We start from the raw sequence: 24,361 nt of genomic DNA, 5'->3' as shown, positions 1-24,361 counted from the left end.
ACTTTGGCCAAGTTCGAAACCCTTGGCAAGGAGTTAGTAATTTTTACTACTCACATCAACGAATTGTATCATATATTAGAATATTAAGCAACTAACTTTGCTAGGCAAGGGGGATTTATTTTCATATACTTTAGAGTGGAGGGATGTAAATGGAGAATTGTTCAGAACCAATTGATATTATTGAATTAGATATAAAAAGAATAGCAAGGCAGAATTTATTTTGGACCATTTTTTTAATGATTAGTTTCCTTTTGGTTAATGGCTTTATACATGGGGAATTTGCTTTTCATATATCCATTTTTAATTTTTTTCTTTTTTTTATTTTATATATTGGATTAATCGTTATACATGAAATTTGTCATCTAATTGGTTTTCTTCTTTTTGGAAGAGTCCCAATTAGTAGTTTAAAATATGGTGTCAATTTAAAAATGGGTGTCGCCTATGCTACAACAACAAGATATTTACACAATAGGGCAATGAAAAAGTCCCTTTTACTTCCTTTTTGGATTACAGGTGTAATTCCAGCTATGATAGGTTTTATACTCAATAATAACCTATGGCTTATCTTAGGTGCGTGGCTTATCGCTGGAGCAGTTGGAGATTTCGCGATGTATAAAAAACTAAGAAAGTTTCCAAAGAATTATTTCATTCGGGATGACCCAAAGTTGCCTAAATTATATATTTATAAAAATTAGCAATTAAATAAATTGTATTTGAAAGCCTCTTTTGAAAACACATAGCGAATATTCATTAATAGAAAAAAGTGGCCCTGTAAGTTTTATACTTACAGGGCTACTTAATAGTTCTTGTTTATACGTTAAAACGGAATAACATAATGTCGCCATCTTGTACAACATAGTCTTTACCTTCAAGACGTACGCGTCCAGCTTCTTTAGCAGCATTCATAGAACCATATTGCATTAAATCTTCATATGAGACAGTTTCTGCTCGAATAAAACCTCGTTCAAAGTCAGAGTGAATGATTCCGGCACATTGTGGCGCCTTCATACCTTTACGGAATGTCCATGCTTTTACTTCTTGTACCCCAGCTGTGAAATATGTAGCTAGACCAAGTAAGCTATATGATGCACGGATTAGTTGATCTAATCCTGATTCCTCAATACCTAATTCTTCTAGGAACATTGATTTTTCATCATCATCTAATTCTGCAATTTCTTCTTCAATTTTAGCACAAACAACAATCACTTCTGCACCTTCAGAAGCCGCATATTCACGAACTGCTTGTACATATTTGTTATTGCTAGCATCTGCTACTTCATCTTCAGAAACATTCGCTACATAGAGCATTGGTTTGATTGTTAACAAATTTAACCCTTTAATAACTTTCTTTTCATCATCAGATAATTCAACAGAGCGAGCTGGTTTTTCTGCTGCGAACGCTTCTTTAATTTTTTCTAAAATAGGCGCTTCAATCATCGCTTCTTTATCTTTTTGGCGAGCTAACTTTTCAACTTTTGCATATCGTTTATCAACAGATTCTAAGTCTGCAAGGATCAACTCTAGGTTGATGACTTCAATATCACTAATAGGATCCACTTTACCGGCAACATGTGTAATATTTTCATCTTCAAAGCATCTTACAACTTGAGTAATAGCATCTACTTCACGGATATGAGCTAAGAATTTGTTACCTAGTCCTTCACCTTTACTTGCACCTTTTACGATACCAGCGATATCTGTAAATTCAAATGCTGTAGGAACAGTTTTCTTTGGTTGTACTAACTCAGTTAATTTATCTAAACGTGCATCTGGAACTTCTACAATCCCTACATTTGGATCAATTGTTGCGAATGGATAGTTCGCTGCAAGAGCCCCTGCCTTTGTAATTGCGTTAAATAATGTGGATTTACCAACGTTTGGTAAACCTACGATACCGGCTGTTAAAGCCATTTTTTCCACAACCTTTCAAAAAAATAAATACTATTAAATTATTTCCTATATCAACTTGTTCATTATAGATTTTCACTAAGTAAAAGTCTATTCTTCAGTTGGATTTGCGACTACCAAGACTTTTTTCATTTTCTTATCAAATTCCCTACGTGGAATCATTACACTATGTTGGCATCCTTCACATTTGATACGAATATCTGCACCCAGGCGAATAATTTTCCACTCATTTGTTCCACAAGGATGTTGCTTTTTCATCTCTACTATATCACCAAGACCATATTTTTTTGCTTCCATTTTTACTCTCCTTCTTCAAATGCTTGATTATTATCTCGTTCATAAACCATCATTTTAGGATAAGGAATTTCAATGCCATTGCGATCAAAAATATCTTTAATATCACGACGAACCATACGTGAAATAGCAAAATGTTGCATTGGTAATGTCTCAACGGAAATACGTAATGTGACTTCGGCTCCTACGACATTTTGGACACCTAGCAAGGTTGGCTCAGAAACCACTTCTTCATGAGTAGCTGGTAAAGTTTTTAAATATTGTTCGATGAGTTTTTCAGCTTTTTCAATATCTGAACTATATGCTACACTAACATCAATAATTGCAATTGAGTTATTAATCGAATAATTTACAACCTCTGTAATAGAGCCATTCGGTATAATGTTAATTTCCCCTGCTGCACCTTTAATCTTCGTTGTACGTAAACCAATTTCTAATACTGTTCCCTCCGTTGAAGTAATTTTAATATAATCTCCAACACCAAATTGATCCTCAAAGATGATGAAAAATCCAGTAATGACATCCTTTACTAAACTCTGTGCACCAAACCCAACTGCTAAACCGACGATTCCAGCACCAGCTAACAAACCTGCCACTCTTATATTCATAGCAGATAATATAGCGATAATTGCTGAAAAGTAAACTACATAAGATATGACACTTTGCAATAATCGTAAAATTGTTCGATACCGTCGTTCAGATGCAGGTTGTAATGCAATTGGCCCATTCATTCGAATATCAAAGAATTTTTTAATGGCCATCTTTGCAACACGTACAACAACCATTGATAAAAGCCAGATAGCAATAATCTTAAGTGTTGCAAATCCTATATTATTCCATAGTTTTTCATCTGTTAAGTAATCCTTCATTGACTCCCAACTATGCATACTTTTTAATTTCACTTTTATAACTCCTCTTGCATAAAAAATTTTTTTCTTACGTATACTGCAGAAAAAGAAGAAGGTGAAAATTCATATGACACTTCCATTATCTAATTCTGCTTTCTCATATGCATTGCACTATCAAGATTCAGGTGCCATTTGGCGATTAAGCTCTTTCTTATTAGAGCATATACCATTTCATCATGAAAATCTTGTATTTTGTTGTATTGGATCTGATCGTTCTACAGGAGATGCTTTAGGGCCCTTAATTGGTAGTTTACTCTCAAACTATATCTCTTTTCCTTATAGAATTATTGGATCTTTAGAACAACCATTACATGCTTTAAACTTAAAAGAAACTGTTGATTCTTTACAGGAACAATCTATTAAACCATTTGTTGTAGCTATTGATGCTTGTTTAGGTGAGCAACAACGGATTGGTGAAATACTTTTTCAGCCTGGTCCACTCTTACCAGGTAAAGCTGTAAAAAAAGAATTGCCACCAATTGGGGACGTCTCTATTAAGGGAATCGTCAATTTTGGTGGCTTTATGGAACATACTATATTACAAACTACTAGATTAAATGTGACATATGAAATGAGTAACCGGATTGCACGTGCACTCTACTTGGCATTTCATCGCCATTCACTAAAAAATATGCATAATCGAAACTATGAACGCAACCACTAGAATGGCTGGCAAAATATTAGCTACACGGATTTTCGTGAGCCCCATCATATTTAGACCAATAGCTATAATCATAGCACCACCTGTTGCCGTCATTTGTTGTATAAAAGTATCCATTAAAGCATCTGGAACAAGTATGCTTATTTGACCAGCAAACAAAGCGATTGCACCTTGGTATACAAACACCGAAATTGCACTTAATAGTACACCTATACCTAAAGTAGAGGCCAAGAAAATAGCTGTAAATCCATCAATGATACCTTTAGTTATTAATACGGAATGGTCATTTCGAAGGCCACTATCAAGCGCACCTATAATAGCCATTGAACCAATAACAAAGATTAAAGTACCTGTGATAAATCCTTGGGCGATATCGCCATTTTCGCCCTTTTTCCCAATTTTACGCTCTATCCATTTACCAAATCGATTTAACTGTAAATCTAGATCAATCCATTCTCCAATAATTGTCCCAACAACAAGGCTTACGATAACTATAATAAAATTATCGCTCTTAATGCCCATTTGAATACCTAGCACAGTTACAGCAAGTCCAATAACCTGCATGACTGTTTCTTTCATTTTATCAGGAATACCTTGTAGAAACCTCCCGATAATACACCCTACTGCTATAAGCAGTGAGTCAATGATTGTTCCTAATAAGACCACTTAAATTCACTCAATCCTCTAATAAATCTAATATGCGTTCTAAATCATCTTCAGAGAAAAACTCAATTTCTATTTTCCCTTTATTTTTTGTTTTTTTGATTAAAACATTTGTACCAAAGTAATCTCTTAATTGAGACTCTTTTTCTTCAATGAAAATATCCTTTTTCATTTTTTTCTTTGTTTCACGTGGAACTTCCTCATTTAAGGAATGGACTAACGCTTCTAGTTGGCGAACATTTAGATGTTGCTTCATCACTTTTTCAGCAATCATAGGTATTTGTTTTTTATTTTTCAAACCTAATAATGTTCTACCATGTCCCATCGTTAGTTTGCCATCATTCACAAGTTTTTGGACGTCTTTTGGTAATGTTAATAAACGAACATGATTTGCAATGTGTGGACGACTTTTACCTAGCCGTTTGGACAACTCTTCTTGAGTTAAACCTAGATGTTCCATCAAGCTATGATAAGCCTCTGCTTCTTCGATTGGTGTTAGATCTTCACGTTGAAGATTCTCCAAAATGGCTAATTCCATCATTTTTATATCATCGAAATCACGAATAACAGATGGTACAACTGTTAAATTTGCTAACTTCGCTGCACGGAATCGTCTTTCCCCTACAACAATTTCAAACTTTGCACCTTTTTTTCGCAATATAATGGGTTGTAAAATCCCATATTCTTTAATAGATTGAGCTAACTCTTGTAAAGATTCTTTATCGAAAACTTTCCGTGGTTGAAATGGATTTTCTTGTATATCACGAATAGCTGTCTGGGTTACTTTATCTGATTCTAATAATTCTTGGTCTTGAAAAAGTGCACCTAATCCTTTTCCTAATGCTTTAGCCATTTTTAATCACCTCTCTTGCCAATTCTAAATACACTTCTGCACCACGAGATTTGCGATCATAGAGAATAATAGGCTCGCCATGACTTGGTGCTTCACTTAAACGGACATTTCGCGGAATAATCGTTTTATACACTTTGTCTTGGAAGTACTTTTTCACTTCATCTATAACTTGTAATCCCAAATTTGTACGAGCATCTAACATTGTTAACAAAACACCATCAATCATTAACTGGTTGTTCAAATGCTTTTGCACAAGACGTATTGTCGATAATAATTGACTTAAACCTTCTAACGCATAGTATTCACATTGTACGGGGATCAAAATAGCATCCGCAGCTGTTAAAGAGTTGATTGTTAATAACCCTAACGATGGAGGACAATCGATAATAATAAAATCATATTCTTTTTTTATATCCTCTATAGCATGCTTTAATCGTACTTCCCTTGAGAGGGTTGATACTAATTCAATTTCTGCTCCTGCGAGTGCAATCGTTGCTGGTACAATATATAAATTATCAGTATTTGTTTTATATATAGCTGTTTCGATTGGCTCATCATCAATGAGTACGTCGTAAATACATTTATCAACTTCCCCTTTATTGATTCCAACACCGCTAGTAGAATTTCCTTGTGGATCCGTATCAATTAATAATACCTTTTTTCCTAATGTAGCAAGGCACGCGCTTAAATTTACAGATGTTGTCGTCTTACCAACGCCGCCCTTTTGGTTTGCAATTGCTATTGTTCTTCCCATGGTGCACCTGCTTTCAGAAACGTATTCATCAAAATGTTTAACATACCTTTTTATACATTCTATCAAAAAAATGATTTCTCGGCTCCATTTACTAGATGAAATCTAAAGAAAAAACTCTTATTCTAATTTTTTCTAGAGTAAGAGTTTTATAGAAAATATGATTATGCTTTCTTCTTAGGAATCTTCACTGTAATTTGGTAAAACTCATCATGTTCTTCCTCTTCGGTTTCTACATGAATACCTGTTTTATTTACCATTGTAAGTGATTGGCGAATAGTATTGAGTGCTATCCGTATATCCCGACTAATCGCTTTACGACGTGGTTTTGCCTTTGTTGTTTTTTCTTTAGGGTTTAATATTTCACTAATTCGTTGTTCTAATTGTCTAACATTATAATCATGCTCAATTGTTTCTTGTAATAACTTCAATTGCAGTTCTTCATCTTTAACAGGAACTAATGCACGCGCATGTCGTTCAGAGATGTCTCTTTTTAAAATTGCCATTTGAATAGTTTCTGGCAATTTTAAAAGGCGAAGTTTATTGGCAATAGTAGATTGCCCTTTGCCTAAACGCTGAGCAAGAGCTTCTTGTGTCAATTCATGTAATTCTAAAAGTTTTTGATAAGCTTGCGCTTCTTCAATCGACGTAAGTTCTTCTCGTTGTAGGTTTTCAATCAGTGCAACAGAAGCCGTTTCTTTATCATTCATTTCACGAATAATTGCTGGCACTTCTGTCCAATTTAATGATTTCATTGCTCGGTAACGACGTTCCCCTGCAATAATTTCATAATGATCCTCATCTAATTTACGTACGACAATTGGTTGAATGACACCATGCGTATGTATTGTTCGTGCTAATTCTTCAATCTTAGAATCATCAAAAATTGTTCGTGGTTGATAGCGGTTTGGACTAATTTTCTCAATAGAAAGCTTTACAACCGATTCCGTATTCTTTACTTCACTTTTTGAGGTGTTTTCTACTTTCTCACCACTTCCAAAAAAACGTGAAAAAGTACTTTTCATCCTTTGGCACCACCTTTAATGATATTTCTCATCTCTTATTTATATCTAGTTTACTTTCTAGTTACTAGAGATGACTATCTATCTATATATATTTACTAACATTATACAAAAAGTAATTATGTTCATTTATCATTATAGTTTCTTTCGATAAAAAACGGTAGATTCCTTTTTTTGTTTCATGTGAAACATATATTAGTGAATCGGTGATTTATTGGGTACTCCAGGCTTACGTGGATATTTTTTTGGAGTATTTTTTATTTTTTCAAAGGCATAAATTGTACGTTCACTGTTTTCAATCGGAAGTAAGAATTCAAACTTATCTACTAGTTTTGTACCAAGAGTCGCTATAGCTCTTTTAGCATCCTTTAATTCTTCATCACCACTAGCTGCTTTCATCGCTACAAAAGTGCCACCCAATTTAACAAGTGGAATACATAGTTCAGATAAAACAGATAATCTAGCAACAGCACGTGCGGTTACCATATCAAATTTTTCTCGATACTCTTTAGCTTGTCCAAAATCTTCTGCACGTGAATGAACAAAATTTACATTTTCTAAATGTAATTCTTCACTTAGATGATTTAAAAATTGGATACGTTTATTTAACGAATCTACAATCGTAATTTTCAAATGTGGGAAACAAATTTTAATAGGGATACTTGGAAACCCAGCACCTGCTCCTACATCACATAGTGACTGAACCTTATCAAAATCAATATAAAATGCAGCACTAATAGAATCATAGAAATGCTTTAAATAAACAGATGGTAAATCAGTTATTGCTGTCAAATTCATCTTTTCATTCCATTCTACCAATGTTTCAAAATAAATATGAAATTGCTGAATTTGTTTATCTGATAACTCAATCCCCTGCGTTTTTAAAGCTTGCACAAACTGTTCTTCGTTCATGTTATTCCCCTTCCATAAGTGCTACTTAAATTTTGTCATTATTTTTAGTATGGCTCTGTTCAACAAAACTGTTTAGTATTACAGTTTTGCGACATATGCCTGTAATTACAGGCATATGAAAACGACAGAGCCCTCCTTCTAACATATACTTGTATTGCTTCTAATTTTAAATTTTCGCGATTCTTCCATGTTCAATATACACCAGTAAAATCGAAATGTCAGCTGGATTAACACCTGAAATACGAGATGCTTGTGCTACTGAAAGTGGACGTACTTCTTTCAACTTTTCTTTTGCTTCTGTTGCAATCCCAGAAATTGCATCATAATCGATATTTTCCGGTATTTTCTTATCTTCCATTTTTTTAAGTTTTTCTACTTGTTGAAGGGCTTTTTCAATATAACCTTCATATTTCACTTGTATTTCAACTTGTTCTTTTACTTCTGTGCTTAACTCTATATCTGATGGTGTCAACGAAGCTACTAATTCATAATTGACCTCAGGGCGTTTTAATAAATCGGTACCACGGATACCATCTTTTAATGGGCTACTACCAACTGATTGAATAGTAGCTTGAGTTTCCTCATTTGGTTTTAGAATGACATCATGTAAACGAGCAATTTCACCTTCTACTTGTGCTTTTTTCACAAGGAAACGATCATAGCGTTCTTTTGAAATTAACCCTGCTTGATAAGCACGTTCTGTTAAACGCATATCTGCATTGTCGTGACGTAATAATAAACGATATTCTGCACGAGATGTTAATAGTCGATAAGGTTCATTTGTTCCTTTTGTCACTAAATCATCGATTAATACACCAATATAAGCATCTGCGCGTCCAAGGATCATTTCTTCTTTTCCAAGGGCTTTTGCAGCTGCATTTATACCTGCCATTAACCCTTGACCTGCTGCCTCTTCATAACCAGAAGTACCATTAATTTGACCTGCTGTATATAAGTTTTGAATACGTTTTGTTTCAAGTGTTGGCCAAAGCTGAGTAGGAACAATTGCATCATATTCGATAGCATATCCAGCACGCATCATTTCAGCCTTTTCTAGTCCAGGAATTGTTTCAAGCATTTTTCGTTGAATATGTTCCGGTAAACTTGTTGATAGTCCTTGAACATAAACTTCTTGTGTATTGCGACCTTCTGGTTCTAAGAACAATTGGTGACGAGGTTTGTCGTTAAAGCGTACAATTTTTGTTTCAATTGATGGGCAATATCGAGGACCTGTACCTGTGATGACACCTGTGAACATTGGTGATTTATCTAAATTATCATTAATAATTTGGTGTGTTTCTAGACTTGTATATGTTAACCAACATGGAATTTGATCTGTGATAAATTCAGTCGTTTCATAACTGAAAGCACGTGGTTCTGGATCACCTGGTTGAATTTCAGTTTTACTATAATCAATGGTTTTACTATTAACACGTGGTGGTGTACCTGTTTTAAAACGGACCATATCAAACCCTAGTTCACGTAAATTATCGGCAAGCTTGATAGAAGGTTGTTGGTTATTTGGACCACTTGAATATTTCAAATCGCCAATAATAATTTCACCACGTAGGAAAGTACCTGTTGTAATTACGACCGTATTCGCACGGTATATTGCACCTGTTTGTGTAATGACACCTTTTACTTGTCCATCCTCTACGATTAACTCTTCCACCATAGCTTGGTGGATACTAAGGTTTTCTTGATCTTCAAGTAATTTTTTCATTGCATGTTGATACATCACTTTATCAGCTTGTGCACGTAACGCACGAACTGCAGGACCTTTACCAGTGTTTAACATACGCATTTGGATATTTGTCTTGTCGATGATTTTCCCCATCGCTCCACCCATTGCATCAATTTCACGTACAACAATCCCTTTTGCGGGTCCACCAACAGATGGATTACATGGCATAAAAGCAATCATATCTAAATTTATTGTTAATACTAAAGTTTTTGCACCCATTCTAGCTGAGGCATATGCAGCTTCTACTCCTGCATGACCAGCTCCAATTACTACAACGTCGAACGTGCCTGCTTCATAATTTGTTAGCACTGCTCGTTACTTCCTTTCTTTTTTAGAGTTTCCTTTGCTTCAATAGACAATAAGTAGTTAGTTGATAATGATCCTTCAGCCTATCAAGTAATTGCCTATAAAAGCTATTCAACTTACACCTAGAGGTCTTCATCTGCTAAGTATAATGTTGAATCCTTCTATTATTTTCCTAAGCAGAATTGCGAGAATAACTGATTAATCAAGCTATCTTGTACTGTATCTCCAACAATTTCACCTAGAATTTCCCATGACCTAGTTACATCAATTTGAATCATATCTACAGGAACACCTGCATTTGCAGCGCCAATTGCATCATTAATGCGATCAAGTGCTTGATGCAGTAATGCAATATGCCTAGCATTTGAAACATATGTTAAATCGCCTGCTTCAACAGATCCTTCAAAGAATAATGCTGCAATAGCCTCTTCAAGCTCTGCAACACCTTCTTCTTGTAATAGAGAAGTGGTGACTAATTTACGATTACCTGCAAGTTCTCTCACACGGTTTAAATCAATTTTTTGTGGTAAATCTGTTTTATTGACAACGACGATAAAATCCATGTTTTGAATTGTTTCAAATAATCGTTCGTCTTCCTCTGTTAGCTCGTCATTATAGTTTACAACAAGTAAGATTAAATCTGCTTCTTTTAAGACTTGGCGAGATCTTTCTACTCCGATTCGTTCAACAATATCTTCTGTCTCACGAATTCCTGCTGTATCTACTAAACGAAGAGGTACGCCACGTACATTGACGTATTCTTCAATAATATCACGTGTTGTACCCGCTACATCAGTGACAATTGCTTTATTTTCTTGAACTAAGCTATTTAGTAATGAGGATTTCCCTACATTTGGTCGCCCCAATATAACCGTTGATAATCCTTCTCGCAATATTTTCCCTTGAGAAGATGTCTGAAGTAATTTTTCAATTTCTTGCTTTACCCAAGTAGATTTTTCTAACATTAACGGAATTGTCATTTCCTCAACATCATCATACTCTGGATAATCTATATTTACTTCTACTTGCGCTAATACTTCTATTAATGCTTGACGTAATTGATTAATTAGGCGAGATAGTTTACCATCCATTTGACCTAGTGCTACATTCATCGCCTTATCTGTTTTAGCTCGAATTAAATCCATGACAGCTTCTGCCTGTGATAAATCAATACGACCATTTAAAAATGCTCTTTTCGTAAATTCACCTGGTTCAGCCAATCTCGCTCCATTTCTAAGTACTAACTGAAGAACACGGTTCACTGAAACAAGACCGCCATGGCAATTGATTTCTACTACATCTTCTCTCGTGAAAGTCTTTGGTCCTTTCATCATCGATAACATTACTTCTTCTACTATTTCGCCTGTTTCAACCTCTTTTAAATGGCCATAGTGAATTGTGTGAGAAGGCTGTACTGATAATTTTTTACCACTTGGCGAATGAAAAATACGATCTGCTATTTCAATTGCTTGGTCACCGCTTAATCGGACAATTGCTATTGCCCCTTCACCCATTGGTGTGGATATCGCTGCAATTGTATCAAATTCCATATTTTTTACCTCCTACGTTGGAAAAAGTTATCCACATGTGGATAACAAAACATCTAATTCTCTAATTTTTTATAATACCATATAGCAAAAAAATGAGTCCTTCTCAACTCTTGAGAAGGACTCTTTCACAATCCTTGAAATTTTATCTAATTGGCTCAATCACTAAATGACGTTTGATATCTTCACCTTTTGAATAGGTCTCAACGTCTACTCGATTTGCTAATACATGGTGGATGATCTTACGTTCATTTGCCGGCATTGGCTCAAGTTCTACTTTTCTTCCCGTATGAACTGCTTTGTCTGCCATACGATTTGCAAATAATTCTAGTGATTTTTGACGTCTTTCGCGATAATTTTCAACATCTAATTTTACCAATATGAAACGTTTGATGTACTGATGTGCTACTAATTGTGCTAATTGTTGAAGAGCATTCAATGTTTGACCACGCTTACCAATTAAAAGAGCAGCTTTTTCGCTAGATAGTCGGTAATTAATCGTTTTACCCTTTTGTTCAACCTGAATTGTAAGGTCTTGAATACCTAATTGTATTGCAATTTCGGTAATATATTCTTTAACCTTTTCGATTGCTTCTGAATAATCTACCATTCCGGTATCTTCTTGTTCTTCCTGCAAATCTTTTGGTTCAACCACATCAATTGTTGTTTTTTCTAAGGTCGAAATTGCACTGATCCTAGTATCAATTTCATCTTGTTCTTTATCTTGCTGAATAGAATTTATTCTGAATACAAATTCGGATTCCTCTATATCTTCTTGTTTGGTACTTGGTTTTTCAATTTGTTTTTCTGTTACACGAATTAGTGCTTTTCGTGAACCAATTCCTAAAAAACCTCTTTTTGCTTCTTGAATAATTTCAACATCTACTTGTTTACGAGTAAGGTTAAGCTCATGTAAGGCAAGCAAAATTGCTTCCTCTACAGTTGCGCCTGTTTGCGTAATCTGTTTCACTTTGGGCCCCTCCTGTTTTCGCAGGTTTTGTTGTTTTTCAAAGCTTACTTTACAAGATTCGATTCTATCTAGATCCAGCATAATCAACGAATTCCCTGCAAGATTATTTGCTTTTTTTTATTCTATCATGGGATTTCTTGTTGTCTCTACTACTTCTTCTTAAAACCTTTGCGATTTTCAATACATGTTCAAGGCTTTTCTTTGTTTCATGAAAATTCATGGTGGCCGCCGGATTTCGGGCGATAATGACGTAGTCCATATTTTGTGGAAGCTCATCGTTTAACTCAAAAAAGCTTTGACGGACATAACGTTTAATTTGATTTCTTGTGACTGCCTTTGCAATTTTTTTACTAACGGATAACCCAATTCTAAATTCATCTTGTCCATCTTTTTCAAGATAATAGATAACAAATTGGCGATTCGCAAAAGACTTCCCTTTTTTGAACACTTTCTGAAAGTCCTCGTTCTTTTTAATTCTGCGGCGTTTTTTCATTTTTTGCACCTGCTTATTCTTTTTTCCTCTTCTACCTCATATTATAAAAGAAAAAAGACCACTGAGTATGTTCAGTGGACTTATGCTTATGCTGATAATACTTTTCTTCCTTTACGACGGCGAGCTGCGATCACTTTACGACCGTTTTTAGTAGCCATACGTGCACGGAAGCCATGTACTTTACTATGCTTACGTTTTTTCGGTTGGTATGTGCGTTTCATTTATATGACACCTCCTGATGAAAGTCTATTATCTAAATACTACAGACAGTCTTGGATATTATAGCTATTATCAGGCTACTTTGTCAACTCCCTTTAAAATAATCACTTTAATCTTAAAGAAGTTCTTTATCCCTTTCACGCTTTCACGCTTTCACGCTATCATGCTAAGTTATCCACACTTAAATGATTTTTACTCTTTTTTCATTGTGAACACTTTTTTATCTTTTTAAAAATATCCACAGCACTTACCTACAGTTTTTACACAAGCTCATATGTTGTGGATAAATCAACGGTGAATAATTATGCATTTTGTGGATAACCTTTTTAAACTCTTGTCATACTTTACTTTTCCTGATACAATTATTGTGTTTTACTCTGTAAATAAATCTTGCTATACAAAGTCTTATCCACAATTGTTAATAACTTGTGGATAATTTTATCCACTGATGTAGAATAAGATTTATCCACAGAATGTGTTTACTGTGATTAACAGTTAGATTATAATCTAATCTTGATATAATTTTTATTTAACCAACTACTGTAATTATTTTATAGAATAGTTTTTTTAGAAAAGGAGAAAGAGCTTGGAACATATTGAAGAGTTATGGGACAAAGTACTCTCAGAAGCGAAGAAGAAGATTTCCAAACCAAGCTTTGAAACTTGGCTGAAGTCAACGAAATTGTTAGCCTACACTGGTGATACTGTAACAATTGCTGCTCCCAATTCTTTCGGCCGTGAGTGGCTTGAAAACCATTATGTACACTTAATCGCAGCAATTTTAGCTGAATTAACAGGTAAGGATTTACACATTCGTTTCGTTGTTCAACAGGATCCAAACATAGAGGATTTTGATATCCCATCTACACCCATTCAAAAAAAGCACGAGGAACAACCTGAAACTTCCTCTGGCATGTTAAATACAAAAAATACATTTGATACATTTGTTATTGGATCAGGTAATCGCTTTGCACATGCAGCTTCATTAGCAGTAGCTGAAGCACCTGCAAAGGCCTATAATCCGCTATTTATCTATGGTGGTGTTGGCTTAGGTAAAACTCACCTAATGCATGCTATTGGTCATTATGTATTGGAACATAATCCAAAAGCAAAAGTAGTTTATCTATCGTCTGAAAAATTTACCAATGAATTTATTAACTCTATTCGTGATAATAGAGCTGAGGAATTTCGTAATAAATACCGTAGTGTAGATGTATTACTAATTGATGATATTCAATTTTTGGCTGGAAAAGAATCAACTCAAGAAGAATTTTTCCATACATTTAATACGCTACATGAGGAATCAAAACAAATCGTGATTTCTAGTGATCGTCCTCCAAAAGAAATTCCAACATTAGAGGATCGCCTACGTTCACGCTTTGAATGGGGTCTAATTACAGATATTGCCCCACCTGATTTAGAGACACGTATTGCTATTTTACGCAAAAAGGCAAAGGCTGATAATTTGGATATTCCAAATGAAGTTATGCTCTATATCGCAAATCAAATTGATTCTAATATCCGTGAATTAGAGGGTGCCCTAATTCGTGTTGTAGCATACTCATCACTTGTAAATGAAGATATTTCGGCAGAATTAGCTGCACAAGCATTAAAAAATATTATTCCTAATGCTACACCTCGGATTTTAACAATTTTAGATATACAAAAGGCGGTAGGCGAGCATTATCATATTAAGCTAGAAGACTTTACAGCTAAAAAACGAACAAAATCTATTGCATTCCCTAGACAAGTAGCTATGTATCTTTCTCGTGAAATGACTGATTGTTCTTTACCTAAAATAGGTGATGAATTTGGAGGCCGTGACCATACCACTGTTATCCATGCTCATGAAAAAATTTCATCACTTCTTAAAGATGATCAAGGTCTTCAACAAGATATTAAGCAGATTAAAAGCATGCTAGGAAAATAATTTTTGCTGTGGATAACAAGAAAGTTAACAACAAATTTATACACAGTCTATCTACATGTGGATAGACTGATTTTATTTGCTTTAAGAGACTTATCCACAAATCCACAGCCCCTATTACTATTTCTATTATTCTTTTAAATAATAAAATAATAAAAAATATAATAAGTGAGGTCATAAACATGAAGTTCGATATCATAAGAGATCGTTTGCTAGATGGATTAAATGATGTCATGAAAGCAGTTAGTTCCAAAACAACTATTCCTATTTTGACAGGTATTAAAATTGACATATCTACTGAAGGTATGACATTAACAGGTAGTGATGCAGACATTACTATTCAAACTTCAATTCCTGTAGAAGAAGATGGAAAACAACTTATCCATGTCCATGAAACAGGTTCAATTGTGTTACAAGCTAAAATGTTCAATGAAATTGTACGTAAATTACCTACAAATGAAGTTGAAATTGAAGTAACTGAAAATTTTCAAACAAGAATTCAATCAGGTAAATCTGATTTCCACTTAATTGGATTAGATGCAACTGAATATCCAATGCTTCCTGAAATATCACCTGATCGACAAATTACTTTACCTGCAGATTTACTTAAATCTGTTATTCGTGAAACTGTTTTTGCTGTTTCTACATCCGAAAGTCGACCAGTGTTGACAGGTGTAAAATGGCAAATCAAAGAAGATGGACTTATTTGTATTGCTACAGATAGTCATCGTTTAGCTCGCCGTAAAGTTACTTTAGACCATACTCCAACTGAAGAAGCAGATGTTGTTATTCCAGGTAAAAGTTTAACTGAATTAAGTAAAATTTTAAGTGATTCAAATACACCTGTAGATATATTTATGACGAACCAACAAGTTTTATTCAAAACTTCAGATGTTTTATTTTTCTCACGTTTGCTAGAAGGCAATTATCCTGAAACTTCTCGCTTAATCCCAGATGAATACAACACAACTGTAACAATCAATGGTAAAACTTTACTTCAAGCTATCGATCGCGCATCATTACTTGCACGCGAAGATAGAAATAATGTTGTCCGTTTTTCAACTGTAGGAGATAACAATATAGAAATTTCATCAAACTCACCTGAAATTGGTAAAGTTGAAGAAGAAATTCATGTAGAGTCACTTGAAGGTGAAGAATTACGCATTTCTTTCAGTGCAAAATATATGATGGATGCATTAAAAGCAATTGATGGACAAGAAATTACGATCCAATTCACAGGAGCAATGCGTCCATTTACGATCCAATCTCTAAATGATGATGCTATATTACAATTGATTTTGCCTGTAAGAACATATTAATTATTTTTCTAATATAACGTGTTAAATTATTTCCCAAAATAAATTAGTATCTGGTACTAATTTATAAAATTTAAGTGATTTTTCTTCAAAAGGGTAGTCGATAAGATGACTATCCTTTTTACTTATGAACAAAAGTTCGGTAAAATAGAGATAAGATAGAATGAGAAGTAGAGGATGAAAAATAGTGAATGAGATTGTATTAGAAAGTGAATTTGTAACACTGGGGCAATTTCTTAAAATGACGGATGCAATAAGCTCTGGTGGTATGGCTAAATGGTTTTTGCAAGAAAATGATGTTTATGTAAATGGCGAGGTTGATCGTAGAAGAGGCCGTAAACTACATGTAGGAGATTTAGTGAATATTCCAGGATGTGGTAGATTTTGTCTAATAGAGCCTCAAGGCGAGGAATAGTATGCATATAGAGAGACTAAAGCTGACAAACTACAGGAATTATGAATCTCTCGATTTATCTTTCTCCCCGAAGATTAATGTTTTAATTGGTGAAAATGCACAAGGTAAGACAAATGTTATGGAGTCTATTTATGTTTTAGCTATGGCGAAATCTCATCGTACATCTAGCGATAAAGAATTGATACGATGGGAGAAAGATTATGGTAAAATAGAAGGTGATGTTCAGAAAAAGTATGGTCACCTACCTTTAGAGCTAACTATTTCTAAAAAAGGGAAAAAGGCAAAGGTAAATCACTTAGAACAAAGTCGTTTGAGTGACTATATTGGACAAATGAACGTTGTAATGTTTGCACCAGAAGACTTAACAGTAGTGAAAGGCAGTCCTCAAATTAGAAGGCGTTTTCTCGATATGGAAATCGGGCAAATTTCTCCAGTATATTTACATGATTTATTAACTTTCCAAAAGTTGCTAAAACAACGAAATCATTTACTTAAACAAAATCAAGGCAAACAGACATTGCAAGATGTGATGTTTGATGTATATACAGAACAATATATTGAAGCAGCTGTTAAGGTGATTCATAAAAGATTTTACTTCATGGAGCTATTACAAGAATGGGCGGGTCCAATCCATCATGGTATTTCAAGAAATCTTGAAGAGATGACAATCCGTTATCGCCCAGTTAGTGGTATGGATGCTGAATGGTCACTTGAACAAATGACTGCTCATTTAACTATGAAATTGAAGGAATCTTTACCTCGTGAATTAGAACGAGGCGTTACACTGGTTGGTCCACATCGGGACGATTTACAATTTATTGTAAACGGCTATGATGTACAAACCTTCGGATCACAAGGTCAACAACGGACAACGGCTTTATCACTTAAATTAGCTGAAATAGAACTTATTAAACAAGAAGTTGGGGAAGCGCCCATTTTACTGTTGGATGATGTTCTTTCAGAATTAGATGATTACCGTCAGTCTCATTTACTAAATACGATTAAAGGTGAAGTACAGACCTTTGTGACTACAACGAGTGTAGAAGGTATAGATCATGAAACAATACGTGAAGCAGCAATGTTTCATGTGAAACAAGGTTCCGTGGATACTAAGGAAATCTAGTATTCCGCGGATTTTATAGGTTTAAGAGAGTTAGAAATAATGCATACTATTGCTAGGAAAGAGTAGGTGGAATAATAATGGCAATCGAAGATAATAACAAGCCTGCTGCATATGATGCCGAGCAGATTCAAGTATTAGAGGGGTTAGAAGCCGTTCGTAAACGTCCCGGTATGTATATCGGTACTACAAGTTCCAAAGGGTTACACCACTTAGTTTGGGAAATTGTAGATAATAGTATTGATGAAGCATTGGCTGGCTATTGTACAGATATTACAGTAGCGATTGAAAAAGATAATTGGATTCGAGTAGAAGATAATGGTCGTGGTATTCCGGTTGACACACAAGAAAAAATCGGGAAGCCAGCTGTAGAAGTAATTATGACTGTACTCCATGCTGGTGGTAAATTTGGCGGTGGAGGATACAAAGTATCTGGTGGCCTACATGGTGTAGGTGCTTCAGTTGTGAACGCACTGTCCGTAGAGACAATTGTACAAGTTCACAGAGATGGTCACATTCATGAGATAAGATTTGAACGTGGTAAAACTGTTCAACCGTTAAAAGTTATAGGTGACACTGACCACAATGGTACTACAACACGCTTTAAGGCAGATGCTGAAATTTTTAAAGAGACAACAGTTTATGAATTTGATATCTTAGCACATCGTATCCGTGAACTAGCTTATTTAAACCGAGGTATTAAAATTTCTATCGTCGATGAACGTGGTGAGGAAATACGTAAAAACACTTACCATTATGAAGGCGGTATTAAATCATATGTTGAACATATAAACGAGAAGAAAGAGCCCCTTCATGAAGCGATTGACTTGAAGGGTGAAAAAGATGGTATCTCCGTTGAAATTGCTATGCAATATAATTCAGGCTTTGCCTCTAATATATTCTCTTTTGCAAATAATATTAATACTTACGAAGGCGGTACACACGAATCAGGATTTAAAACAGCACTTACTCGTGTAATTAATGACTATGCCCGAAAAAATAATTTATTAAAAGATTCAGATGCTAATTTATCTGGAGAAGATGTTCGTGAAGGATTAGTTGCCATCGTATCAGTTAAGCATCCTGATCCTCAATTTGAAGGGCAAACTAAAACAAAATTAGGCAACTCTGAAGTGAGCACAATCACAAATTCTTTATTCTCCGAACGCTTTGAAAGATTTTTGTTGGAAAATCCAACAGTAGCAAGAACAATTGTAGATAAAGGGTTGGTTGCATCACGTGCACGTGTAGCAGCTAAAAAAGCCCGTGAAATGACTAGACGAAAATCAGCTTTAGAAGTATCTAATTTACCTGGGAAGCTTGCAGACTGTTCTTCTCGTCATCCTGAAGAATGCGAAGTTTACATCGTAGAAGGTGACTCCGCTGGTGGTTCTGCTAAGTCAGGTCGTGATCGACATTTCCAAGCCATATTGCCACTAAGAGGTAAAATTTTAAACGTTGAAAAAGCACGTTTAGATCGTATTTTATCTAATGCTGAAATCCGAGCTATGATTACAGCCATTGGTACTGGTATTGGCGAAGAGTTTGATTTGCAAAAAGCACGCTATCACAAAATTGTTATTATGACAGATGCTGATGTCGACGGTGCTCATATTAGAACTCTATTATTAACATTCTTCTTCCGCTTTATGCGACCACTTATTGAAGCTGGATATGTCTATATTGCACAGCCACCATTATTTAAAGTGGCACAAGGTAAACACGTAGAATATTGCTATAGTGATAAAGAGTTACAGGCAATTTTAGAACGCCTACCTAAGCAACCAAAACCGGGTATCCAAAGATATAAAGGGCTTGGTGAAATGGATGCTGAGCAATTATGGGACACTACAATGGATCCAGAGCATCGCGTTCTTTTACAAGTTGAATTGGATGATGCTATTGAAGCAGATCAAACATTTGAACAACTAATGGGTGATGATGTTGAACCAAGACGTCAATTTATTCACGAAAATGCTGTTTTTGTAGAAAACTTAGATATTTAGAAATTTTGAAGGGAGGTCTATACTTTGTCTGAAGAAAACAACTCCGGAGTTAAAGGAGTTAATATAACAAAAACAATAAGAACTTCATTTTTAGATTATGCAATGAGTGTTATCGTCTCTCGTGCACTACCAGACGTGCGTGATGGGCTTAAACCCGTACAACGCCGTATCTTATATGGTATGCAAGAGTTAGGCAGTACTTCTGATAAACCGTATAAAAAATCTGCTCGTATCGTTGGGGATGTAATGGGTAAGTATCACCCTCATGGTGACTCTTCTATTTACGAAGCAATGGTTCGTATGGCACAAGATTTTAGCTACCGCTATATGTTAGTAGATGGTCATGGTAACTTTGGTTCTGTAGATGGTGATGGTGCAGCTGCTATGCGTTATACAGAATCACGTATGTCTAAAATTTCTATGGAAATGTTACGTGATATTAACAAAGATACAATTGATTATCAAGATAACTATGATGGTAATGAAAAAGAACCGATTGTGTTACCCGCACGTTATCCAAATTTACTTGTTAATGGGGCATCAGGGATTGCAGTAGGTATGGCCACTAATATTCCACCGCATCAATTAGGAGAAATTATTGATGGTGTATTGGCACTGTCGAATAATCCTGCTATTACAACAGAAGAATTGATGGACATTATCCCAGGACCAGATTTTCCAACCGGAGCTTTAATATTAGGACGAAGCGGTATCCGTAAAGCATATGAAACTGGCCGTGGCTCTATCATTATACGTGCACGCGTTGAAATCGAACAAAAATCGAGTGGTAAAGAAGTAATTGTAATTCATGAGCTTCCTTACCAAGTGAACAAAGCACGCCTAATAGAAAAAATTGCGGAACTAGTACGAGATAAGAAAATTGACGGTATAACAAATATCCGCGATGAATCTGACCGTACTGGTATGCGTGTTACCATTGATGTACGTAAAGATGCAAATGCAAATGTAGTATTAAATAATTTATATAAACAAACAGCTATGCAAACAAGCTTTGGTATTAATATGCTAGCTCTTGTTGATGGGCAACCAAAGGTATTAAGTTTGAAAGAAGCACTTTACCATTATTTAGAACACCAAAAAATTGTTATTCGTAGAAGAACTGAATTTGAATTACGTAAAGCCGAAAATCGTGCGCATATCTTAGAAGGTTTACGTATCGCACTTGATCATATTGATGAAATTATTAGCCTTATACGTGCATCTCAAACAGCTGAAGAAGCTAAAAATGGCTTAATGGAAACATTCGATTTAAGTGAACGTCAAGCTCAAGCAATTTTAGATATGCGTTTACAACGTTTAACAGGTTTAGAACGCGATAAAATTGAAGCAGAATATCAAGAATTATTAGCTCTTATAAAAGAATTAAAAGAAATACTAGCAGATGAATCAAGAATTCTTCAAATCATACATGATGAATTGCTAGAAATAAAAGAACGATTTAATGATGCACGTCGTACGGAAATTACTGCTGGCGGTTTTGAAATGATTGAAGATGAGGATTTAATTCCACGTGAAAATTCAGTTATTACATTGACACATAATAGCTATATTAAACGACTACCAGCTAATACTTACCGTAGCCAACGTCGTGGCGGTCGTGGTGTACAAGGTATGGGAACACATGAAGATGACTTTGTAGAACACTTATTATACACATCTACACACGATACCATCCTATTCTTTACATCAAAAGGTAAAGTATTTAAAGCAAAAGGTTACGAAATTCCTGAATTTGGTCGGACAGCTAAAGGTCTTCCATTAGTCAATTTACTAAATATTGATAAGGAGGAAAAAGTAACTGCGATGATCCGTGTAGCATCATATGATGAAGATGCATACTTTGTCTTCACTACACGTACGGGTGTTACTAAGCGTACACCATTATCTAACTTTGCTAATATACGAACTAACGGTTTAATTGCAATTTCGTTACGTGATGATGACGAGCTAATCTCGGTACGATTAACAGACGGTAAAAAAGAGATTATCATTGGTACACATAATGGTATGTTAGTGCGGTTCAATGAAGGAGATATTCGTTCAATGGGGCGTACGGCAGCTGGTGTTCGTGGTATTCGATTAAGAGATGAAGACTATGTAGTAGGCATGGAAATCATTGAACCTGAGCAAGAAATTCTTGTTGTTACAGAAAAAGGTTATGGTAAACGAACTCCTGAAGGTGAATATCGTTTGCAAAATCGTGGTGGTGTTGGTATTAAGACTTGCCAAATCACAGATAAAAATGGTCCACTAGTAGCTGTTAAAACAGTTGATGGTCAAGAGGACATAATGCTTATGACTATTAATGGTATGCTTATTCGTATGGATATTAATGATATTTCAGTAACTGGTCGAAGTACTCAAGGTGTCCGTCTAATCCGTTTAAGTGATGAAGAATTAGTTGCCTCTGTTGCAAAAGTGAAAAAAGAAACAGATGAAGAAGATCCTGATCTAACTGAAGATGAATTAGAGGAATTGGAGTCTGTAGAAACAACTGAAGAAGAAACTGAAGTGAAAAGTGATAATAGTGAAACTTCAGAAGAATAATTATTCAATAGATAATCTAATCTTGATAGTTAAGAGAGGGACGCGATAAGCGTCTCTTTTTCTATAACGGGGGTTGGAACGTGTTTGAAATTGCATAGCTTGTCATAATAATTTTTCAATATTTATAGATATGTATTCTACTATTACAATTGGAAAATAATTCAGTTACAATAAACCATATATAAAGGAATTACAAAGGGGTAATTTATTTGAAGACTAAATTAGTAAAAGTTTCTGATTTAAAATTAGGTAGTGTTATCGCAAATGATATAAAGGCTAACACCCAATATCCGATTATTTATAAAAATACAAAAATTACTCGTGAACATTTACCAGTATTAAAGGCTTTTCAAATTTCCCAAGTCACGATAATTTCTTCTCCTCTAGGTTCTAATAAGATTGAAAATGAAGATGATGGACTAATACCTATTGAACAAGAAAATATAATAGATTCAGCTTCAATTATGCCTTTTGAAAGAAAATATATAGATGTTGTTAATAAGATTAAAAAGGAATTTATAAACTGGGAATCCGGTAGCAAAGTAAATATTACAAAAGTTAGAACATATATTTTACCTTTAATAGACCTTGTATTAGAAAATAGAGATAAAATATTTACTTTAAATGAATTTTCAACAAGTGAGGATTACATATACCATCACTCAGTGGCTATCAGTTTAATTTGTGCAGTTATTGCACAAAAGATGGGCTATAGTAAAGGGGATATACTCCAAATTGCTATAGCAGGGGCAGTAGCTGACTGTGGAATGGCGAAAATTAATAAAAAGATTAGAGAAAAGACTGGGCCATTAACAGAATATGAGTTCAAAGAGATTCAAGAGCATCCTTATTACAGTCTCCAAATGATCAACAGTATTACAATTCTTAAACAGGAAATGAAAATCGCTGTGTATCAACATCATGAAAGATTAGATGGTAGTGGCTATCCTAGAGGGGAAAAGGGAAGTAAAATCTCAATATTTTCACATATAATTGCTGTTGCAGATGTGTTCCATGCAATGACTTGTGAAAGAATATATCAATCAAAAGAATCACCGTTTAAAGTGTTAGAAATGATCCAAGAAACAGAATTTGGAAAGTTTAACATACAGGTAGTACAAGCTTTAATGACTTGTGTTACGGACTTACCATTAGGATCTAAAGTAGAGTTATCAAATGGCTTAGAAGCTTCTATTATATTTACTAATAAAACTTCACCTACAAGACCTGTTATTAAAGTAGTTGAATCAAATGAAATTATTGATCTCTCAAAATATAGAAATATATATATAGAACGTTTAATTTTAGAAAGGTAGCAGGCAAATGATTTTATAGAATTAGGAGAATAAAGAACTGTACTCTATTAGTATTTTTTTACATCAGCAGGTAGTAGCCTTTTTTGAATTTAGATTAAAAAATAGAAAGGAAAACTACCTGTGGTATGCTGCAGAAGTTTAGGATATTGAATTAAAAGTAATTGTGAATCTCCTTCTTACATTTAAAATTTCATTTTCTTTTAAAATAGCATTGACAATCTTTATACTATTAGATATACTATTTAAGTCGCTAACAGATGAAATATTAAATGATAAACATCTTATTAAAAAAAGATGTTGACATTGAAAATTTATAGTGATATAATAAATGAGTCGTTAAGATAACGACATGATATGAACCTTGAAAACTGAACAAGCAAGATGTTAATCAATAAACTTTGTTTTTAACAAAGACAAAATAGATATCATCATATGATGATAA

The 24,361-nt window shown here is 34.6% G+C and carries 22 protein-coding genes; 9 read left to right on the top strand and 13 right to left on the bottom strand.

The window, feature by feature from the left end; translation table 11 throughout:
* Nucleotides 1-149 precede the first annotated feature (149 nt).
* Nucleotides 150-695 carry a DUF3267 domain-containing protein gene (locus D1606_RS13955; RefSeq protein ID WP_119416631.1) on the top strand — a complete coding sequence of 182 codons (546 nt, stop codon included), beginning with the start codon at nucleotides 150-152 and terminating at the stop codon, nucleotides 693-695.
* A 115-nt stretch (nucleotides 696-810) separates the two neighbouring features.
* Here the strand turns inward: D1606_RS13955 and ychF are convergent, their stop codons facing one another.
* From ychF to D1606_RS13940, 3 genes are all read right to left on the bottom strand, one after another.
* On the bottom strand, nucleotides 811-1,911 hold the full coding sequence (gene ychF / locus D1606_RS13950) for a redox-regulated ATPase YchF (RefSeq protein WP_119416630.1): 1,101 nt from the start codon (nucleotides 1,909-1,911) through the stop codon (nucleotides 811-813).
* 87 nt (nucleotides 1,912-1,998) lie between these two features.
* Nucleotides 1,999-2,205: a DUF951 domain-containing protein gene (locus tag D1606_RS13945; protein WP_119416629.1), complete on the bottom strand. Its 207-nt coding sequence runs from the start codon at nucleotides 2,203-2,205 to the stop codon at nucleotides 1,999-2,001.
* Nucleotides 2,206-2,207: 2 nt separating this feature from the next.
* Nucleotides 2,208-3,089: a mechanosensitive ion channel family protein gene (locus D1606_RS13940; RefSeq protein WP_119416640.1), complete on the bottom strand. Its 882-nt coding sequence runs from the start codon at nucleotides 3,087-3,089 to the stop codon at nucleotides 2,208-2,210.
* An 88-nt stretch (nucleotides 3,090-3,177) separates the two neighbouring features.
* Here D1606_RS13940 and yyaC point away from each other — a divergent pair, with 88 nt between their 5' ends.
* Nucleotides 3,178-3,774 (top strand): spore protease YyaC, encoded by a 597-nt coding sequence (gene yyaC, locus D1606_RS13935; protein ID WP_119416628.1) that lies wholly within the window; start codon nucleotides 3,178-3,180, stop codon nucleotides 3,772-3,774.
* Here the strand turns inward: yyaC and D1606_RS13930 are convergent.
* From D1606_RS13930 to rpmH, 10 genes are all read right to left on the bottom strand, one after another.
* Nucleotides 3,733-4,437: a DUF554 domain-containing protein gene (locus tag D1606_RS13930; RefSeq protein WP_119416627.1), complete on the bottom strand. Its 705-nt coding sequence runs from the start codon at nucleotides 4,435-4,437 to the stop codon at nucleotides 3,733-3,735. The genes yyaC and D1606_RS13930 overlap by 42 nt on opposite strands.
* Nucleotides 4,438-4,447: 10 nt before the next feature.
* On the bottom strand, nucleotides 4,448-5,287 hold the full coding sequence (locus tag D1606_RS13925) for a ParB/RepB/Spo0J family partition protein (protein WP_119416626.1): 840 nt from the start codon (nucleotides 5,285-5,287) through the stop codon (nucleotides 4,448-4,450).
* Nucleotides 5,280-6,041, bottom strand: a complete 762-nt coding sequence (locus D1606_RS13920) for a ParA family protein (RefSeq protein ID WP_119416625.1) — start codon at nucleotides 6,039-6,041, stop codon at nucleotides 5,280-5,282. Before D1606_RS13920 ends, D1606_RS13925 begins: the two co-directional genes overlap by 8 nt.
* 161 nt (nucleotides 6,042-6,202) lie before the next feature.
* Nucleotides 6,203-7,063 (bottom strand): nucleoid occlusion protein, encoded by an 861-nt coding sequence (gene noc, locus D1606_RS13915; protein ID WP_119416624.1) that lies wholly within the window; start codon nucleotides 7,061-7,063, stop codon nucleotides 6,203-6,205.
* Between the two features lie 192 nt (nucleotides 7,064-7,255).
* Nucleotides 7,256-7,972, bottom strand: coding sequence for a 16S rRNA (guanine(527)-N(7))-methyltransferase RsmG (gene rsmG, locus D1606_RS13910; RefSeq protein ID WP_119416623.1), 717 nt, complete (start codon nucleotides 7,970-7,972; stop codon nucleotides 7,256-7,258).
* A gap of 166 nt (nucleotides 7,973-8,138) precedes the next feature.
* Nucleotides 8,139-10,025: a tRNA uridine-5-carboxymethylaminomethyl(34) synthesis enzyme MnmG gene (mnmG, locus tag D1606_RS13905; protein ID WP_119416622.1), complete on the bottom strand. Its 1,887-nt coding sequence runs from the start codon at nucleotides 10,023-10,025 to the stop codon at nucleotides 8,139-8,141.
* A gap of 161 nt (nucleotides 10,026-10,186) precedes the next feature.
* Nucleotides 10,187-11,572 (bottom strand): tRNA uridine-5-carboxymethylaminomethyl(34) synthesis GTPase MnmE, encoded by a 1,386-nt coding sequence (mnmE, locus tag D1606_RS13900; protein ID WP_119416621.1) that lies wholly within the window; start codon nucleotides 11,570-11,572, stop codon nucleotides 10,187-10,189.
* Between the two features lie 142 nt (nucleotides 11,573-11,714).
* On the bottom strand, nucleotides 11,715-12,539 hold the full coding sequence (gene jag, locus D1606_RS13895; RefSeq protein ID WP_119416620.1) for an RNA-binding cell elongation regulator Jag/EloR: 825 nt from the start codon (nucleotides 12,537-12,539) through the stop codon (nucleotides 11,715-11,717).
* Nucleotides 12,540-12,642: 103 nt separating this feature from the next.
* Nucleotides 12,643-13,032, bottom strand: coding sequence for a ribonuclease P protein component (gene rnpA, locus D1606_RS13890; RefSeq protein ID WP_119416619.1), 390 nt, complete (start codon nucleotides 13,030-13,032; stop codon nucleotides 12,643-12,645).
* A gap of 86 nt (nucleotides 13,033-13,118) precedes the next feature.
* Nucleotides 13,119-13,253, bottom strand: a complete 135-nt coding sequence (gene rpmH / locus D1606_RS13885; protein ID WP_066791201.1) for a 50S ribosomal protein L34 — start codon at nucleotides 13,251-13,253, stop codon at nucleotides 13,119-13,121.
* A gap of 584 nt (nucleotides 13,254-13,837) precedes the next feature.
* Here rpmH and dnaA point away from each other — a divergent pair.
* From dnaA to D1606_RS13850, 7 genes are all read left to right on the top strand, one after another.
* Nucleotides 13,838-15,181 (top strand): chromosomal replication initiator protein DnaA, encoded by a 1,344-nt coding sequence (gene dnaA, locus D1606_RS13880; RefSeq protein ID WP_119416618.1) that lies wholly within the window; start codon nucleotides 13,838-13,840, stop codon nucleotides 15,179-15,181.
* 179 nt (nucleotides 15,182-15,360) lie between these two features.
* Complete coding sequence (gene dnaN, locus D1606_RS13875; RefSeq protein ID WP_119416617.1) at nucleotides 15,361-16,497, top strand: DNA polymerase III subunit beta; 1,137 nt, start codon at nucleotides 15,361-15,363, stop codon at nucleotides 16,495-16,497.
* A 184-nt stretch (nucleotides 16,498-16,681) separates the two neighbouring features.
* Nucleotides 16,682-16,909 carry a S4 domain-containing protein YaaA gene (gene yaaA / locus D1606_RS13870; RefSeq protein WP_119416616.1) on the top strand — a complete coding sequence of 76 codons (228 nt, stop codon included), beginning with the start codon at nucleotides 16,682-16,684 and terminating at the stop codon, nucleotides 16,907-16,909.
* A 1-nt stretch (nucleotide 16,910) separates the two neighbouring features.
* Nucleotides 16,911-18,032: a DNA replication/repair protein RecF gene (recF, locus tag D1606_RS13865; RefSeq protein WP_119416615.1), complete on the top strand. Its 1,122-nt coding sequence runs from the start codon at nucleotides 16,911-16,913 to the stop codon at nucleotides 18,030-18,032.
* A gap of 77 nt (nucleotides 18,033-18,109) precedes the next feature.
* Nucleotides 18,110-20,035 (top strand): DNA topoisomerase (ATP-hydrolyzing) subunit B, encoded by a 1,926-nt coding sequence (gene gyrB, locus D1606_RS13860; RefSeq protein ID WP_119416614.1) that lies wholly within the window; start codon nucleotides 18,110-18,112, stop codon nucleotides 20,033-20,035.
* 24 nt (nucleotides 20,036-20,059) lie between these two features.
* Nucleotides 20,060-22,603, top strand: a complete 2,544-nt coding sequence (gyrA, locus tag D1606_RS13855) for a DNA gyrase subunit A (RefSeq protein ID WP_119416613.1) — start codon at nucleotides 20,060-20,062, stop codon at nucleotides 22,601-22,603.
* A 209-nt stretch (nucleotides 22,604-22,812) separates the two neighbouring features.
* The gene (locus tag D1606_RS13850; protein WP_119416612.1) at nucleotides 22,813-23,919 is read left to right on the top strand and encodes an HD-GYP domain-containing protein; all 1,107 of its coding nucleotides are present in this window, start codon (nucleotides 22,813-22,815) and stop codon (nucleotides 23,917-23,919) included.
* Nucleotides 23,920-24,361: the final 442 nt, after the last annotated feature.

It is taken from the genome of Rummeliibacillus sp. POC4, from assembly GCF_003576525.1.
Taxonomy (GTDB): Bacteria; Bacillota; Bacilli; order Bacillales_A; family Planococcaceae; genus Rummeliibacillus.
This window is presented reverse-complemented; position numbering and strand designations above follow the sequence as displayed.

Coding starts and splice junctions, on each gene's coding strand:
- ychF (WP_119416630.1), bottom strand. CDS start 1,911: ATGGCTTTAACAGCCGGTATCGTAGGTTTACCAAACGTTGGTAAATCC.
- D1606_RS13945 (WP_119416629.1), bottom strand. CDS start 2,205: ATGGAAGCAAAAAAATATGGTCTTGGTGATATAGTAGAGATGAAAAAG.
- D1606_RS13940 (WP_119416640.1), bottom strand. CDS start 3,089: ATGCATAGTTGGGAGTCAATGAAGGATTACTTAACAGATGAAAAACTA.
- recF (WP_119416615.1), top strand. CDS start 16,911: ATGCATATAGAGAGACTAAAGCTGACAAACTACAGGAATTATGAATCT.
- rnpA (WP_119416619.1), bottom strand. CDS start 13,032: ATGAAAAAACGCCGCAGAATTAAAAAGAACGAGGACTTTCAGAAAGTG.
- yyaC (WP_119416628.1), top strand. CDS start 3,178: ATGACACTTCCATTATCTAATTCTGCTTTCTCATATGCATTGCACTAT.
- mnmE (WP_119416621.1), bottom strand. CDS start 11,572: ATGGAATTTGATACAATTGCAGCGATATCCACACCAATGGGTGAAGGG.
- D1606_RS13920 (WP_119416625.1), bottom strand. CDS start 6,041: ATGGGAAGAACAATAGCAATTGCAAACCAAAAGGGCGGCGTTGGTAAG.
- D1606_RS13925 (WP_119416626.1), bottom strand. CDS start 5,287: ATGGCTAAAGCATTAGGAAAAGGATTAGGTGCACTTTTTCAAGACCAA.
- noc (WP_119416624.1), bottom strand. CDS start 7,063: ATGAAAAGTACTTTTTCACGTTTTTTTGGAAGTGGTGAGAAAGTAGAA.
- D1606_RS13955 (WP_119416631.1), top strand. CDS start 150: ATGGAGAATTGTTCAGAACCAATTGATATTATTGAATTAGATATAAAA.
- dnaN (WP_119416617.1), top strand. CDS start 15,361: ATGAAGTTCGATATCATAAGAGATCGTTTGCTAGATGGATTAAATGAT.
- rsmG (WP_119416623.1), bottom strand. CDS start 7,972: ATGAACGAAGAACAGTTTGTGCAAGCTTTAAAAACGCAGGGGATTGAG.
- gyrB (WP_119416614.1), top strand. CDS start 18,110: ATGGCAATCGAAGATAATAACAAGCCTGCTGCATATGATGCCGAGCAG.
- rpmH (WP_066791201.1), bottom strand. CDS start 13,253: ATGAAACGCACATACCAACCGAAAAAACGTAAGCATAGTAAAGTACAT.